The following is a 16,209-nucleotide window of genomic DNA, read 5'->3' as shown; positions in this document are numbered from 1 at the left end:
AATCACTCCCCCAGCATCGGGATGTGGATGCCTTTATCTTTCGCCGTCTGGATCGCCAAATCGTAGCCTGCATCCACGTGACGAACGACTCCCATCCCTGGATCTGTCGTCAATACACGCTCCAAACGCTTCGCCGCTTCCGGTGTTCCGTCTGCCACGATCACCATTCCCGCATGCAAGGAATAGCCCATGCCTACCCCGCCGCCGTGATGGACGGATACCCAGCTCGCACCGCCTACTGCATTGATCATGGCGTTCAAGATCGGCCAGTCTGCCACCGCGTCACTGCCGTCCTTCATCGCTTCGGTTTCCCGATTGGGCGAAGCAACCGATCCCGAATCCAGATGGTCACGCCCGATGACGATCGGTGCGCTCAGCTCGCCACGCGCCACCATGTCATTGATGATCTGTCCGAAACGCGCACGCTCTCCATAACCCAGCCAGCAAATACGCGAAGGCAGCCCTTGGAATTGAATGCGTTCCTGTGCCATGCGAATCCAGTTGCACAGATGCGTGTTATAAGAAAATTCGCGGAGAATGACTTCATCGGTTTTGTAAATGTCTTCAGGATCACCCGACAGCGCCACCCAACGGAAAGGACCCTTTCCTTCGCAAAATTGCGGGCGAATGTACGCAGGCACAAAGCCCGGGAAACGGAACGCTTCTTCTACCCCTTCGTTTTTGGCGACCTGGCGAATGTTGTTGCCGTAGTCAAACGTGACCGCTCCTTTTTCCTGCATGGCAAGCATGGCACGAACATGCTCGGCGATGCTCGCTTTTGCCCGTGCCTCGTAAGCTTTAGCATCGCTGGTACGAAGCTCTGCCGCTTCCTCAAGGCTCATGCCGATCGGAATATAGCCATTCAACGGATCGTGGGAGGAAGTCTGATCCGTCAGAACATCCGGGATAAAATCACGCGCCAGCATGGCATTCAGCACTTCCGGAGCATTGCCTAACAGACCGATGGAAATGCCTTTTTTCTCCTGCTTGGCTTGCAATGCCAGGCGAATCGCTTCATCCAGGCTCTCCGTCGATACATCGAGGTATTTGGTGTCCAGACGGCGCTGGATCCGTGTCGGGTCGATTTCAATATTGATGCTCACACCGCCATTCAAGGAAACAGCGAGTGGCTGCGCGCCTCCCATCCCCCCCAAACCTGCCGTGACGGTAATGGTCCCTGCCAGTGTCCCCTCAAAGTGCTGACGAGCCAGCTCGGCAAACGTCTCATACGTGCCCTGCACGATGCCCTGGCTGCCGATGTAAATCCAGCTTCCTGCCGTCATTTGGCCGTACATCATCAGTCCTTTTTTGTCGAGCTCATGGAAATGATCCCAGTTGGCCCAAGCAGGTACGAGGTTGGAGTTTGCCAGCAAGACACGCGGCGCATCCGCATGCGACTTGAATACCGCAACAGGCTTTCCTGACTGGATCAGCAGCGTCTCGTCGCCCTCCAGTTTTTCCAATGTTTTGACAATTGCATCGAAGCAATCCCAGTTACGCGCAGCTTTCCCAATTCCACCGTACACGACCAGATCCTCTGTCCGCTCGGCTACGTCCGGATTCAGGTTGTTCAAAAGCATGCGCAGAGCTGCTTCCTGTATCCATCCCTTTGTATGAAGCTTGGTACCGGAATAGTCTTGAATCAGTTGCTGAATCGTTTGGGTCTGTGTCATTGTCATCTCGTCCACCTGCTTTTCTCCAGATTCATTGCTTACCCTCAGTATAAAAAAGGAAAAAAGCACAAAAAAGGCACCTGCCTTTCGAATTGGTGCCAGTTTTTTCGATGGAAAAGGATCCAACGGGGTCGCCTCACCCGAAAAACCTTCCTTTTCTTTCGATTTCTATCATTTTTTTTGATTTCGCAACAAACGAGGGGTTGTCCCCGTTTTTTCCTTGAAAATTTTGCTGAAGTAATTCGCGTTGACAAATCCCGTTCGCATGGCGATTTCTTGTACAGACAGGGAGGTTTCGAGCAAAAGGCGCTGCGCTTCCTTCATTCGCAGGTTGTTCAGCAGCTGGCGAAAGGAGACTCCGTGCTTCTGGCTGAGCAGCGTGCTGAAATAGGCAGGGCTTCGATCTACATGGCGGGCCACATCCTCCAGACGCAGGGCCGGATCCGTATAACGCCCCTCGATATAGCGGATGGCAAGCTCGATCAAATCTGCCCGCGACTCTTCCTTTTGCGTAAACACGGAATCGATCAACGAGTAGATGAACAGCAAAAGCTCCTGCACGATCCGGTACAAAATCGGCGCGTACAAAATCGTCTCAAAGACACGGTGATACGCTTCCTCCACATTCCCGTGATCGAGGCCATTCGCCTTCATATACCGCCTTACCTGCGCGAGAATGCTGGTCAGACGGATGCGCAGAAGGCCAGGCTCGGGATAAGGCTCGTCCTTGTAAAAAAACTGGCGGTACATCCATTGCTTCAGCTTTTCTTTGTCGCCGTCCTGCAGCATTTCGATCCAGGTCCTCTGTTCAGCCGGTGTCAGGAAAGGATCGATCATCGTCCAGCTGATGCGGTTGCGCACGACAGACACTTGGCGATACCCTCTGAAAAAACGGATGTGCAGCGCCTGGCTTGCCTCCAGATAGGTTTCGTTGACGAGCTGCTCCTGATCATCCGATTGGTAGAGCACGATCGACAACGAATCATCGAAGGAAGCTTCCCAATCGCGCAGCAATCTTTTCCCTACCTGCTCCAGCTGCGACAAGGCGTCGCCGTCCTCCCAGGAAAAGATCCCTGCGATCGCATCATTTAACGGGAGTAAAATCGGCTGCTCACGAAACGGATACGTGGACAAAAAGCGCAAAAGCTCCGGATGCCGCTGAGGGTTCTCCAGCTGCGCCAGCATGAGCGGATAGGACTTGCCCGGTTTCTTCAGCGGTAAAAACAAATCCCGATACGACACTTCCGCCAGTCTGCTCCCTTCTACGCCCTGCACGGTTAACGAAGACTGACTTTCCTTCTTTGCCATACAAAAGCGGGTGAGGACACGTCTGATCTTTTCCGGGGTCTGCGGTTTGAGCCACAGGTCCCGCGCGTTTAGCTCGATTCCTTGCATCGCCCGCTCGAAGGTCGCTTCTGCCGTCATGACGAGGACGAGCGGTCGGTACTGCTCAACCAAGAGCTTGAGTGCCTCCCACTGTCCCCTTTCCATCATGTCCAATTCCAGGCAAAGCACGTCTGGTGTATGGGATTCGAGGCATTGAATCACTTCTGCCATCGTAGCTGCCGTGTAGACATGGTCATACGGAATCGCGCAGCTCGTGATGAGCCAGCCGATTCCGATCCGTTCATTGGCATCGCGGTCAGCTATCAAAATGCTTGGCATGAAGTCCCCTCCTTTTCATTCACGGAAGATTTCGACGAAAAGAGCGATTCCTGGCTGTAGGAGAAAAGGTTGTCCGCAGCGGGACAACCTTCCTTACCTACGTCTTTTATTGGTCAGCGAACGGATTTTCAATCATCGTCCCCATGACATGGTCCACTGGAATGAATCCAATCTCCCGTGAGTCCGTGCTATGGTTGCGGTTGTCACCCATCACGAAGATGTGATTCGCTGGCACCGTTACTTTACCGTCGGCAGCATAATCCATCGTTTCCTTGATATAGGGCTCGTCCAAAGGCGTACCATTGCGATAGACCTTGTTATCCTTAAATTCCAATACATCCCCTGGTTTGCCAATCACGCGCTTGACATACATCGAGTGATCATCTCCCGTACCTAACAGCAAGCCTACCAGTGGATGTCCGGTCACATCATCTTTCCAGGAACGGCTTCTATCTACACGGCTATCAATCACCACAATATCGCCGTAGTTGGGCAAATAGTTAAACGTATGGGCAAGTTTACTCACATATATACGCTGTTGGTCTTGCAAGGTCGGATCCATGGAATGACCGTCTACTTTATACGGCTGAAACACAAAGATTCCGAGGACCAAAGCAAAGATGACAGCAAAGCCAATGGAACGAATCCATCCTACGATCTCTCTTATTTTCATGTGTCTATCCTCCCTCCAGTATGAAAAATCGTTGCTTAAGACATGATACCACAAAATGATCGCCAGTCCAAAAAGGCTGGCTTTCACGCAGCCAACCTCGTCTCGTCATGCGATTATTTCCCACTTAAATGATGCTCTTTGATTTTCCGAAAAAGCGTCGCTCGGCTGATCCCTAGCAGCTGCGCAGCGGCGTCTTTGCCCTGATTGGCTTTGGAGGCGGCGTGCAAGGCTTGGGAGATCGCGATCTTCTCCCTTTGTTTCAGATTGAGCGAATCCAGCGGCGCCTCTTCCTCCCCTTTCTGTCGCCACTCGCTCTCCCTTTTGGCCGGCAGCAGGATGCGCTCCGGTTGTATCCACGTGCCGGTTTCCATATTGACCGCGTACTCGACTACATTGGCCAGCTCACGCACATTGCCAGGCCAGTCATGATGAAACAGCAAAGCTTGAGCCTCTTGGCTAAAACCAAAGAGCTCTTTGCCCAGCCTTGCCCCGTAGGTTCGCAAAAAACCGTTCGCCAGCGTCAAAATATCCTCCCGGCGTTCTCGCAGCGAAGGAAGATGGATCGGGATCACACGCAATCGATAGTACAAATCCGTCCGAAAATCTCCCGTAGCGACCATCTGTTCCAGGTCGTGGTGAGTCGCAGCGATGATTCTCACATCGACATCGATCGGCTGGCCCGACCCACCTACCCGGACAATTTGCTTCTCCTGCAGGACGCGAAGCAGCTTGACCTGCAAATAAACAGGCATGTCCCCGATTTCGTCCAGAAACAGCGTGCCTTTGTCCGCGATCTCAAACAAGCCGCGCTTGCCGCCTTTTCGCGCTCCTGTAAACGCGCCATCCTCGTAGCCAAACAGCTCGCTCTCCAGCAGCTGCTCGGGTATGGCCGCACAGTTGATGGAGACAAACGGACGAGTGCTGCGTTTTCCGGCTTGATGAATCGCTTTGGCGAACAGCTCTTTTCCCGTCCCGCTCTCACCCTGGAGCAAAACCGTCGAATCGCCCGCTGCTACACGCATCGCTACTTCTTTTGCCTGCGTCATTAATGGGCTTGTCCCGACAATGCCACGGAAGGCTTTTTCCTGGCTAAAGCCCTCAATTTGTCTGGCAATGGCCACTACTTCCTCTACATCATCTAGGATGATCACCCATTCTCGTGTCGTTCCTGCCAGCTGTATCGGCTTGATGGAAAACAGAAACGCCTTGTCGGCTCCGCCTATTTGCAGGACAACCTTCTGGGGTGTTTTCCCTGACTCCGAAGCCTCCCGAATGGCCGCAATCCATCGCTCTTCCTGCGCAAGATTTCTCATCGCAGGCGGCAAGGCAGGGTCTGGCATTTCCAGAAATTGACGCGCTCGCTGATTCATCTCGACAATGCGATTGGCCTGATCCACGGTCAGCATCGCCTTGTCCAGATCATCCATGACCACTCGCAGCTTTTCCAGCATCAGCTGCTGCTCCACGTACATCAGATGCTCCTTGAGCTTGGTGGCAATCAGCTCTGCCATCTTTTGCAAAAAGCGCAGGATCGAGTCGACATCGTCAAACAGACGCTCCCGCTGATCCTCATCAAAAGCGAGCAGCCCGATCACACCGACATGCTTGCCGTCGAGCGTGATCGGACAACAGATTTCACCGGTCTCTACACAATTGCCGTAATGGACGCACGGACGACATTTTTCATCTGCCCCCGGATTCATAATAATGACAGGCTGTCCATCGAACAGGGATGACCGATACACATGATCCTCTCCTGCCATCGTGTGCAGGATTCCAGCTTCCGTACGTCCCGTTCCCGCAATCCGCAGCAAGCGGTGATCCGCTATCTCCACTTCCACCCGCAATACCGAAGCTACCGCCAAAGCGATCTGCTGCACACTTTCCTGGATTTCATGCAAGGGCATCCGGATTCCCCTCTCCCTCATGCTTCTTCCTCCATTATATCGAGATCGCCGGGGGAACCCAGTGTTTTAACGGCAAAATTCACAAATCGTTTCGGCCAAAATAGCTGCCATGTCTACGAGGCTTTCCGTCTCTACGTATTCGATCGCTCCGTGCAGACCTGCCCCCGTCGGACCGAACAATACGGTAGGAATGCCTGCCTCCTGTATCAGGGCTGCATCGGTCCAGCCGGAAAAGCCGGATATCCGCGGAACGCGTCCCAGACGGTTGCGGCACGCGACTTCTAGTGTAAGAAAGATCGGCTCTTCGATGGACACCTCGTACGGATCACGCCAGAAAAACAGCTCCGCACTCGCCCGAAAGCTCTCGTCTTCATCATGCAGCTTCTGCAAAATGGCAGCAACCTCTTTTTCCACGTCCTGCTTGGATTCACCCGGGATCGTCCGGCGTTCCCAATCCAGGCGGCAATAGTCCGGATAGGTAGACAATTCCGTCCCCCCGTTGATGAGCGAAGCGTGCACAGATGGAGAGCCTAAAATCGGATGGTGTTTATTCATCAGCTGCTTCGAAAGCTTATCGATTTCCTGCAGGACTCTCCCGGCGTGCACGATCGCGTCTACTCCTTCTTTCGGACGGCTGCCGTGCGCCGATTTCCCTCGAACCTCACAGCTGATCCAGGCAAATCCTTTATGTACGACACCAATATCCAGATCCGATGGCTCACATACGATGGCAGCGTCTGCACGGTACTCTTTGACCAGCTCTTCTGTGCCGATGCTCTTGTATTCCTCATCGGCCACAAACGTGAGGATGACATCGCCGGCCAACCGCACACCTGCTTTTTGGATCGCCTCGACTGCAGCGATCATCGCACCCAGGCTCCCCTTCATGTCTTGGCTGCCACGACCGAAAATTTTCCCATCCTCATGTACGGGCTCGAAGGGAGGAATGTCCATTCGTTTCGCACTCACCGTATCCATATGACCGTTTAGCAGAAGGGACTTGCCCCCGCCTGTTCCGCGCAGAACCCCAATCACATTGCAGGCTGTTTCGTTAATGGAAACCAACCTGACCTCCAGCCCCATCTCTACCAGCTTCGCCTGCAAATAGGCTGCCATCTCCCGCTCTCCCGGCCCATCCGCATCCAAGTATGGATTGACGGAATCAATCCGAATGAGATCCTGTACCAATCCAATTAACTCATCTCGCTCAATGTGCAGCTTCATCTCTTTCTCCTCCCCTATACGTAACGGATGCTAAACACTTGGCCAAATCCCTTCCCAGACGATACGCCGATACTGCTCCTGATCGGTGTCTCCCTCCGTGCTAAAGCAGAGAATGACGGAATCCTCGTTGATCCCGAGCTGTTTTTGCAGCCATCTCCCCTCTTCCTTTTGCATGATCGTCGAGAGAAGTCCGACACCAACAGCTCCGCTTTCGCCACTCACGATCTTTGGATCTGAGCCGGCAGGAGCCGCAAGCATGCGCATTCCCGTAGCTGCTACATGATCGGGACAGCTCACGAAGGCATCCGCGTAATCGCGCAGGATTTCCCACGCCAGCGGATTGGGCTCTCCACATGCTAGACCCGCCATGATCGTCTGCAGGTCGCCCGTTGCCGCCTGTGCCTCCCGCTCTCCGCTCTTGGCTGACAGGTACATACAGTTGGCGTTGTGCGGTTCCACGATGATCGTGACGGGATAATCAGGTGCCAGCTGATCAGCCATATACCCCAAAACCGCTGCCGCCATCGAACCTACTCCTGCCTGCAGAAGCACATGCGTTGGTCTTCTCCCAGGCAGCGACTCCGAGAGCTGCCGTATCGCTTCCGCGGCTATCGTCGTATAGCCTTGCATGATCCAGGAAGGGATCGTCGTATACCCATCCCATGCTGTATCCTGAATGACCTGCCAGCCTCTTTCCCGTGCCACCTTTTCCGAAAGCCGAACCGCTTCGTCATAGTTCCCGTTGATGACATGGGCATCCGCCCCCGTTTCTCGAATAGCTGCGACCCGCTGCGGAGAGGAACCCTTCGGCAAATAGACCACAGCTTGCTGACCTAGCTGGGCGGCAGCCCACGCAACGGCCCGACCGTGATTGCCGTCAGTTGCGGTCACGAATGTCACAGCCCCGATCTGGCGTCTCACTTCCTCGGAGCGCAGCGTGTCAAAATCCACTTCCTCCATGGACCGCCCCAGTCTCTCGCATAAATAGCTGCCCATCGCGTACGCTGCCCCGAGGACTTTAAAGGCATTCAGGCCGAAGCGATAGGACTCGTCTTTCACCAGCAAATGCCCGACGCCGAGCTCACGTGCCAGCGCCGGCAGACTGACCAAAGGCGTCTCCTGATACTGCGCAAATGATTGATGAAACGCGTGTGCACGCTGACACGCAGCCGAAGAGAGGAAGGCAGGCAGACTTTTTGTGCTTCCTGCCGCCTGCCTGCCTGGAACGACGGCGAGAATGGAACGTTCCTTTTGCATGGGATGAATCTCCTCCTCGTGATTGCTGATTCATTCTTTGTGTAGCAAGGATCATGCCACAACCTGCCTCGCCGGTGAAGCGGGGGAGGCGCACCTTTTCATCTCAATTCGAGACTATCATCATCTCAAAATGATACATACATCTCATTATGAGACGAAGGGGTACCGAGGTACCTAGCGAATTTGGTACTATTCCTGTTTGTTCGTACCGTATACCATCCTTTTAGGTGTCTAACACCTAGTACATGACATGGTGGGATTTTCTATGAAGCTCTTGTTCTTGTTGTTCGGACCGACATGCATGCTGTTTCTCGGATTGCAAATCGGAAGCAGTGTCCCTCTCGCTTTTCTTCTCTTTTACGGCTGGCTGGCTCTCATCCCGTTGTATCATTTGTTCCTGCGCAGGGATGAGAAGCTGCAGGAATCTTTGCAGCAGTTTGGCCTTGCTTTCAACCGAAAGAACGTCGTCGTCGGGACGGCTACAGGTGTTCTTTCTTTCCTTCTGATCCTCTTGAGCGGCTGCGTCTTTCAATCCACTTTGTTCGACCCGTCCGCTCTGGCTTCCTTGCTTACCAGATGGCAGTTCACCGGCGATCTCACGGGCTGGCTCATCGCCATTCTGATCTTGATCAACCCTATTTTGGAGGAAGTATACTGGCGAGGCTATTTGCTGCATAAGCTGTCGAGTGACGGGAAGACCAGCTACGCTATTTTTTGGACCTCCCTTTTTTACAGCCTGTATCATCTGCTCTCCGTCATTCCACTGTTCAGTGCGCCTTACAACGTCATGATGATCGCCCCTGTTTTCGCCGCCGGACTCATTTGGGGGTATTTACGGACCAGACAAGGCTCCCTTATTGGCTCGATCATCAGTCATATGCTCGCAGATACAGGGATTATGACTGTCTACCTCTTGTTTTTATCGTAAGAATGTGTAAATCTCCTTTTAAAACAGGGCAGTTGTTCGTTATAATGAATAGTAGAAAGAATCACTTCTATCCAAGGGGGTCATTCATGTTTGCCCGGCAACGGCTTGTCCTGTGGTTTCTTTTTATTTGCTTGCTCGCTCTGCTGTACGAAATTGTGAAAGAACGGCTGAATCACTATGAAAGCCAATGGGTACTAGCTTGGAGCGACGAGTTCGATGGAACAACAGTCGATCACTCCAAATGGAATGTTCTCGACACAGCTGCTCCCCGCAACAACGAGCTTGAATACTACACCCCGGAAGCCGTGTCGGTAAAAGATGGATATCTGCGCATTCGCACAGATAAACGGAGCTATAAAGGGATGGATTATACGTCCGGTGCGCTTCAAACAAGATTCAAGTACGATTTTCTGTATGGAAAAGTAGAGATCCATGCACGTTTGCCAAAAGGGCAAGGAATCTGGCCGGCGCACTGGATGCCCCCCAGCGATCACGCCTCCCCCTATGAGATCGACATCATGGAAATGCTCGGACACGAGCCGAACAAAATCTATTTGACCCATCACTGGCTGGGCTGGATTCCCCAGCAGTACACAGGTACATACGTAGGTCCGGATTACTCGAAGGCTTTTCATACCTTTACCGTCGAGTGGGAGCCCGGGAAAATTACTTGGTACATCGATGGAGTCGAACGCTTCTCCTCTACCTCACACGTCCAAGAAACCCCAGCGTATTTGTATGTGAATACAGCCGTAGGAGGCAACTGGCCAGGATCACCCGATGAAACCACTGTCTTTCCTCAATTTCATGACATTGATTATGTGCGCGTCTATCAAAAGCCACAAGTTGACTGGAAGTTCTGGTAGTCCTATAATAGCTTTAAATCGTTCTTTATATAGAACAAGAAGAGTATCTTCTTCTATTAGGAGCTGTTGACTGAATGAAGATCATCATTAATGCGGATGATTTCGGCATGTCCTCTACAACGGACGATGCCATCCTCCAGACTTTTTCAATCGGTGCACTGACTTCTACAACCATCGTCGCAAACGGCTCCACTTTTGAAGCGGCCTGCCAGCGCGCACACGAGGAGCGGCTGCAGAATCAAGTGGGGCTGCATATCAATTTGAATGACGGGCTGCCCTTGACCGAAGCAATCCGCAAAAGCCCGCGTTTTTGCGATGAACACGGCTTTTTCCGGCCGCGAACACGCTCACTCCCTCGCCTGTTTCTACCCTTGTCCACCGATGATAAAAAAGCGCTCGCCACCGAGATTCGCGCACAAATTCACCGTTGCCGTCAACATGGCTTGCCACTTTCACACGCCGACTCTCACAACCATGTCCACACAGAAATTATCGTTGGTACTTTGATCATGGATGTCCTCAAAGAAGAAAGCATTCGCTTCCTGCGCTTGACTCGCAATATTGGTTCGGATATGTCTACTGCCAAGAAAGTATACAAGTACCTGTACAACAGCCTCCTCTCCTCAAAAGGTCTGCGTGGAGTCAACTATTTTGGAGAATTCGAGGATATGATCGCGATCTACCGCAACGGTGGACCCAAGCTGGGCTCCGTTGAAATCATGTGCCACCCGATCGATACGAAAAACGGCCAAATCAACGATCTATGCGGTGCCTCCATCACCCAGCAGTTTCAGGAGCTCGCCGCATTGATCCCTGAAATGGAACTGACCACCTACGACCAAACGAAGCTAGCCGGTTAGCCGAGAACGATAAAGAAGGGGCGAGATCCTAGTGATCTTCGCCCCTTGCTCCTTCTATACGCTTGCTACCGCCAGACTGCTTTCCTGCTGTTCCCCCTGCCCCTCTCTCACGTCTTTTCCTTCCAGAAGCCGCATGAACAAGGCAATGGTCACCATGTTCCCGAGATGCGTGTCCAGAATCTCACTCATCTGCAGCTGGTCGTCCAGGATCCCTTCCTGTTTCAGGAGGGCTATCGCTTCCTGCGTCACGCGCATGCTGCGGATCGTCTTGAACAGCTCGGGATGCTCCGGACTTTCCTGCAGGTACGTTTTATGGAATAGCTTGCGGCCCAGCACTTTCGTCGCCCGTCTCGTCCGGTTGCGGATGTATTTGACCATATCCTTGAGGATCTCCGTCTTTTCAAACGAAACCGATATGCCGCCCTCTGCCGTGCGGATTCTGGCAACTGGCGCGTTCAGCCGCGTAATCATTTTGCGGTGGTACTGGTTGAAAAAACGCTCCCGGCGTTTCAAATGAAAGCCGTATCGCACCAGATCGTACTCCAAAAACGGAGAGTAACAGCCAAACAGATGACTCGCTGCGGAGATGAACGTACTCGCCACCGTTTTCATCCGGAAATGATAGTAGATGCTGTCATAGGTTTTCGTGTTCATATCCAAAAGATAGGGCTCGAGCTTCTGAACCACTCGATCCTCGAAGCCGTCGTTTAACGCCTTGTACTCCCCGGCAAAATACGTGCTCTTGCACTTGATCTGCAGCATCCTCATCCGCAGAAAGCGGCGGATGTTCGACTTTTTGCGCGCATAGAAGGGAAAGTCCTGCACCCACATGTTCTCTTTGAAAAACTCTCCCCCGATCCCCGAAATGACGAGATCGATCCCCCGCTGTTCCCGGCTCTTGTGGTGAGGCAAGGTGCGGTAGTGCTTGAAGAGATCGTTCATCCCATCACACCAGGCAAACAGCTCCGGCACCCTCTGTTCCAGGCGATCGACACACGGCTCCGAAACATAGAGCTCGTGCTTTAGCGCGCTGGCGACGTGCTTGGGCACCTCGACATCCTGGATGCCATTCCTGCCCGTGATCGCTGCCTCGAAGGGTACACCATGATGATCAAGCAGCACACATACAAGCCTGGAGTCCACACCCCCTGTTAAATCCGCACTTACTCTCAAATGGTGGACCGATTTGCTGAACAACCGGAAAAATTCCATCACATCCACTTTCGGGCACGCATCGTCCAGGTTTTCCAATTGTTTGGATAGGATTGTTTTTTTATGATTGCAAAGGACAATAATCTCGTTACAGTCGATCTTGAAGATGCCATCGACGAGCGTGCGGTTGTGATAAATGTTTCCAAAGTTCAAGAACTCGATAATAGATTCTTTTGATACGCGTTCCTTGCCATACCCACTCTTTTTCGCTAATGCGAGAAAGGACGTGGAAACAATCGCTTCCATGTGAAACGCCTCGAATGCTCCGCTGTTGTCGATGAACGCGTAGTACATATCCGCCTGCTTGTCGTAGACCGTCATAAAGAAGTGTCCTTTAAGCAGTTTGACAGCAGCGATCATTCCACTCATGCGCAGCTCATCAAGAAATGCCATGACGGACTCGACTCCCGCCGCCACTCCCAAAATAAAGACAAAGCCCTTCCAGCCCACCGTATAGTTGGCATCCTCCCAAACCTGTTCCTTGGACTGGAATTCTGTAATTCCCTCACTCGTGATCAGCATGCACCATCACCCTGTCCTATCGAAGAATTCATACCGAGTGGAAAAGAATCGACATCTGGTTAACTCCCGGAGGTGCTCATTTGATGCCCATTCGATTCTGCTTTCTTGTTATCTAGGTAAAAAATCAGCGTTGCCAGCGAAATCAGATTGCCCAAATGCTGATTGTGTATCTGATCGATCGTCAAATCAGGATGCAGGATCTGAAGTTCCTTGAGCAGCTTCACGGATTCCTGGGTATGCCCCAGCTGCCTGATCGTCGTGAACAGCTCGGGATGCTCCGGACTATCTGACGAATAGCTTTTCTTGAGCACCTTTCTCCCCAGCAGCTTCATCAGCCGCTTGGAATAGCTCACCGCGTATTTTCGTACGTCCTTTGCCACCTCCAGCCGTTGGGTAGAGACTGAAATACCGCCTTCGGAAGTCCGAATTTTTGATACCGCGGGATTCAACGTCGTGATGATTTTTCGGTGAAACCGGTTGAACATCCGCTCCCTTCTCTCTAGTTGAAATCCATAACGAACGAGATCCTCGTCAAGCAAAGGCGCATAGGTCGGCAGCACGTGATTGGCCGCCGTCAAATACTTGCCCGCGATGGACTTCATCCGGTAGTGGTAATAAATGTTGTCATAGGTCTTGGTGTTGGTCTCCCGTACATAGGGAGCGAGCTCAACCAAAATACGCTCGCTGAGGGATTGCGCAAGCGGCACATACGCGTCATGAAAATAGTGCAGACCACATGAGATCGGAAGGAATCGCGAGTGGAAAAGGCGGCTCAAGTTTGCCTTTTTCATGCTGTAAAAGGGGAAATCCTGAAGCCAGAAAAAGTCCTTGAACAGTTCCCCTCCGACCCCCGTAATCGCCATGCTCATTCCACGCTGGAGGCGATTGCGGTTATGCTGCAGCGTTCGATAATGGCGCAGACAATCATGCAAGCCATCGCTGATCCGAAACAGCTCATCGACGTCCTCCTCCAGATTGTGTACCAGAGGAGTCGTCACATGGAGCGAGACGCCAAACAAATCCGCCACCTCTTTGGGGATATCCACGTCCGAAATGCCCTCCCTGCCGGAGATGGTCGTCTCGAATTCGACTCCATAATAATGAAGCAGAACACTGATCAGCCTGGAGTCGATCCCACCTGACAGATCCACGCTCACCTTCTGATTGCGAAGCGACCGTGATAGTTGCTGAAAAAAATCATGAAAATCCATAACCGGTTGTGACTCATCATAGATGGGGGCGAGCTTTTTACGTTTTACTTTCACATGGCGCCGATCAAACAGGAGCAGCTCGCTGCTGTCAATTTTACGGATCGAATCAAAAAACGTCTTATTTTCAAACAAGTGACCAAAATTCAGAAACTCGATGATGGCCAGCTTGTTCATCGAAGCAATGGTGAGGTTTTTGTGGGCAGCTAGCGTGAGAAAAGAACTAGATATGGCATCCTCTGTATAAAAGGCATCATGACAGCCGCTCGAATCGACGAAGCAGTAATAACGGTGAAGAGGCTTCAGCTTCACAATCATCATATAGCTGCCTTTTAGATGCAGGACGTCCTGATCCAAGGTGGCCTCAGTGAAGAACGTCGCAAAGTGCCGGACGGATGGGAGCCCCGCCAACATTCCTTGTACGTATACAAAGCCCTTCCAGTAAATAACGGCCTTGTCGTTCTCCCAGCGGTGAAAACCGGAAACGTCTGTCGATATTCCTTCACGTGTAAGTAACAAGTGCCACTCCTCCAATTGCTTTTTCCGTTTCTTCTCTCTACGTGCCATGACGCTGTTCTTTGGTAGAATGAAGGAACTCCATGAAAAGAGATAAGGATAAGAAATGACTGAGATGGGCGTCGTGAATGTCTTGCAGTTGAACCTTCGCATGCAAGATTTTTTCCTCTTTTAACAGCTCTACCGCCTCTCTGGCTAACCGTGATTCCCGGATTCGCGTGGAGAACTCGGGATGATCCGCAGGCTGCCTTGTATACGAACCGTGAAAGAGCCTTCTTTCGATGACTTTCATCAGTCGTGTGCCTTTGTCCCATACGTATTTTTGGATGTCTTTGCCGACCTCCCACTTGTCCGACGATACAGAAATCCCGCCCTCTGAGGTTCGAATCTTCGCAATGCGGGGGTTGACCTTTGAGATCGTTTTGCGATGGAAGGTGTTAAAAAAACGCTCTCTTCGCTTCAGATGGAAGCCAAACTGTACAAAATCCGGCTCGACCATGGGCGCGTAGCTGGGCAGCACCCGGTTGGCTGCGGTGATAAAGCCGCCGCCTATGACGGGGAATTCGTAGTGGTAGTAGATGTTGTCGTACGTCTTCGTATTGGTGTCCAATGCAAAGCGGGTCAACGCATGAAGCGTCCCATTTTGCAGCTTTTGGTTTGCGGATACGTACTCCGCGGTAAAGTAGTCGTTTTTGCACGGAATCGGCAGCATAAACATGTGAAACATCCGATCGAGCCGGGCGGTTTTACTCGTATAAAACGGGAAGTCCTGCAGCCATAATTCGTCTTTCAAAAATTCCCCGCCAATCCCGCTCAAGGCAAGCTCGATGCCTCTTTTCACCCGATTTTGGTTATGCTGGTACGAACGGTAATGCTTGAAGACATCGTTCAGGCCATCGCTGACACGGAAAACCTCTGGTATGCTGTCCTCCAGGTTATCGATGGCGGGGCGTGTCACATGCAGCGTAGTGCCCATGGCAGCGGCCACTTCTTTTGCAATCTCGACATCCTCCATCCCGTCCATCCCGGAAACCGTTGTCTCGAAAGGCACGCCAAAGTAATCCAGAAGGACCGCGATCAGCCGCGAATCTACCCCACCCGTGAGGTCCACGCTCAGGCGGTAATCTTTGATAGACGCTGCCATCTTTTCAAAAAAGGGAAGGTAGTGAAATTCTCCGTTTCCCGCATCGATCGGAGCCAAATTTTTGGAGTGAACACTCTTTCCGTTCGGTCCAAAACGGATGATCTGGTTACGATCAATCCGGGAAATGCCCTCGACTAGCGTTTTGTTGGCAAATACGTTTCCAAAGTTGACGAACTCCAGAACGGAATCTCGGTCCAGACTAGAAGAGGTCAAGCCGTGATAGGAGACCATTTCCAAAAAGGAGGTAGCCGCAGCTGTTTTGGATTGAAAGGCAGTAAATCCGCCATTATTATCGGTAAAGCACGTGTACTTGTGCGTCTGTTTTTCCTTTACAACCATAAAGAAATGTCCTCGCAGCTCCCTCAGTGCACGATCCATTCCCCGTAAGGCGATCAAGCGGGAAAACTCCCGTACCGATGCCGCACCGGGCGGGATTCCCAGCAAGTAGAGAAAACCTCTCCACCGGAAGAGATATTCCGGATTTTCCCACGCTTGCAGACCACCCGCTAAACTCCTCAATCCTTTCGCTGTTAACAGCAACACCAACTTCCCCC

The 16,209-nt window shown here is 52.1% G+C and carries 12 protein-coding genes; 3 read left to right on the top strand and 9 right to left on the bottom strand.

The features are described from left to right. Positions 1-2: 2 nt before the first annotated feature. The 6 genes from hutU to dpaL all read right to left on the bottom strand — a co-directional run bounded on the left by hutU (position 3) and on the right by dpaL (position 8,399). Entirely contained in the window at positions 3-1,673 is a 1,671-nt protein-coding gene (gene hutU, locus EDM59_RS25085) for a urocanate hydratase (protein ID WP_122926258.1), read from the bottom strand. Positions 1,674-1,844: 171 nt separating this feature from the next. Beyond that, the gene (locus tag EDM59_RS25080; protein WP_122926115.1) at positions 1,845-3,338 is read right to left on the bottom strand and encodes a helix-turn-helix domain-containing protein; all 1,494 of its coding nucleotides are present in this window, start codon (positions 3,336-3,338) and stop codon (positions 1,845-1,847) included. Positions 3,339-3,444: 106 nt separating this feature from the next. Next, positions 3,445-4,005 (bottom strand): signal peptidase I, encoded by a 561-nt coding sequence (lepB, locus tag EDM59_RS25075; RefSeq protein WP_092268943.1) that lies wholly within the window; start codon positions 4,003-4,005, stop codon positions 3,445-3,447. 119 nt (positions 4,006-4,124) lie between these two features. Then, entirely contained in the window at positions 4,125-5,918 is a 1,794-nt protein-coding gene (locus EDM59_RS25070) for a sigma-54-dependent Fis family transcriptional regulator (RefSeq protein WP_122926257.1), read from the bottom strand. A 66-nt stretch (positions 5,919-5,984) separates the two neighbouring features. Continuing rightward, positions 5,985-7,142, bottom strand: a complete 1,158-nt coding sequence (locus EDM59_RS25065) for an ArgE/DapE family deacylase (RefSeq protein ID WP_122926114.1) — start codon at positions 7,140-7,142, stop codon at positions 5,985-5,987. A 30-nt stretch (positions 7,143-7,172) separates the two neighbouring features. Continuing rightward, positions 7,173-8,399 carry a diaminopropionate ammonia-lyase gene (gene dpaL / locus EDM59_RS25060; RefSeq protein ID WP_122926113.1) on the bottom strand — a complete coding sequence of 409 codons (1,227 nt, stop codon included), beginning with the start codon at positions 8,397-8,399 and terminating at the stop codon, positions 7,173-7,175. 265 nt (positions 8,400-8,664) lie between these two features. On the opposite strand from dpaL, the gene EDM59_RS25055 reads away from it, so the two are divergent. The 3 genes from EDM59_RS25055 (at position 8,665) to EDM59_RS25045 (ending at position 11,053) form a co-directional block, all read left to right on the top strand. Continuing rightward, on the top strand, positions 8,665-9,327 hold the full coding sequence (locus EDM59_RS25055) for a CPBP family intramembrane glutamic endopeptidase (protein WP_122926112.1): 663 nt from the start codon (positions 8,665-8,667) through the stop codon (positions 9,325-9,327). 86 nt (positions 9,328-9,413) lie between these two features. Next, positions 9,414-10,193 (top strand): glycoside hydrolase family 16 protein, encoded by a 780-nt coding sequence (locus tag EDM59_RS25050; RefSeq protein ID WP_183193039.1) that lies wholly within the window; start codon positions 9,414-9,416, stop codon positions 10,191-10,193. Positions 10,194-10,267: 74 nt separating this feature from the next. Further along, entirely contained in the window at positions 10,268-11,053 is a 786-nt protein-coding gene (locus EDM59_RS25045; RefSeq protein ID WP_122926110.1) for a carbohydrate deacetylase, read from the top strand. A 54-nt stretch (positions 11,054-11,107) separates the two neighbouring features. Here the strand turns inward: EDM59_RS25045 and EDM59_RS25040 are convergent, their stop codons facing one another. From EDM59_RS25040 to EDM59_RS25030, 3 genes are read right to left on the bottom strand one after another with little or no spacing between them, the layout of a single operon-like run. Next, on the bottom strand, positions 11,108-12,787 hold the full coding sequence (locus EDM59_RS25040; protein ID WP_122926108.1) for an asparagine synthase-related protein: 1,680 nt from the start codon (positions 12,785-12,787) through the stop codon (positions 11,108-11,110). A gap of 59 nt (positions 12,788-12,846) precedes the next feature. After that, positions 12,847-14,514: an asparagine synthetase B family protein gene (locus EDM59_RS25035; RefSeq protein WP_183193038.1), complete on the bottom strand. Its 1,668-nt coding sequence runs from the start codon at positions 14,512-14,514 to the stop codon at positions 12,847-12,849. A gap of 37 nt (positions 14,515-14,551) precedes the next feature. After that, a complete protein-coding gene (locus tag EDM59_RS25030; RefSeq protein WP_122926104.1) occupies positions 14,552-16,198 on the bottom strand; it encodes an asparagine synthase-related protein in 1,647 nt (548 codons plus the stop codon). Positions 16,199-16,209 lie beyond the last annotated feature (11 nt).

This window comes from Brevibacillus nitrificans, assembly GCF_003710965.1.
Taxonomy (GTDB): domain Bacteria; phylum Bacillota; class Bacilli; order Brevibacillales; family Brevibacillaceae; genus Brevibacillus; species Brevibacillus centrosporus.
Note: the sequence above shows the minus strand (reverse complement) of the source record. Positions and strands in the feature narration are given on the sequence as shown.

Excerpts from the sequence above, each read along its gene's own strand:
- hutU (WP_122926258.1), bottom strand. The coding sequence starts at position 1,673 with ATGACACAGACCCAAACGATTCAGCAACTGATTCAAGACTATTCCGGT.
- EDM59_RS25080 (WP_122926115.1), bottom strand. The coding sequence starts at position 3,338 with ATGCCAAGCATTTTGATAGCTGACCGCGATGCCAATGAACGGATCGGA.
- EDM59_RS25070 (WP_122926257.1), bottom strand. The coding sequence starts at position 5,918 with ATGCCCTTGCATGAAATCCAGGAAAGTGTGCAGCAGATCGCTTTGGCG.
- EDM59_RS25065 (WP_122926114.1), bottom strand. The coding sequence starts at position 7,142 with ATGAAGCTGCACATTGAGCGAGATGAGTTAATTGGATTGGTACAGGAT.
- dpaL (WP_122926113.1), bottom strand. The coding sequence starts at position 8,399 with ATGCAAAAGGAACGTTCCATTCTCGCCGTCGTTCCAGGCAGGCAGGCG.
- EDM59_RS25055 (WP_122926112.1), top strand. The coding sequence starts at position 8,665 with ATGAAGCTCTTGTTCTTGTTGTTCGGACCGACATGCATGCTGTTTCTC.
- EDM59_RS25050 (WP_183193039.1), top strand. The coding sequence starts at position 9,414 with ATGTTTGCCCGGCAACGGCTTGTCCTGTGGTTTCTTTTTATTTGCTTG.
- EDM59_RS25045 (WP_122926110.1), top strand. The coding sequence starts at position 10,268 with ATGAAGATCATCATTAATGCGGATGATTTCGGCATGTCCTCTACAACG.
- EDM59_RS25040 (WP_122926108.1), bottom strand. The coding sequence starts at position 12,787 with ATGCTGATCACGAGTGAGGGAATTACAGAATTCCAGTCCAAGGAACAG.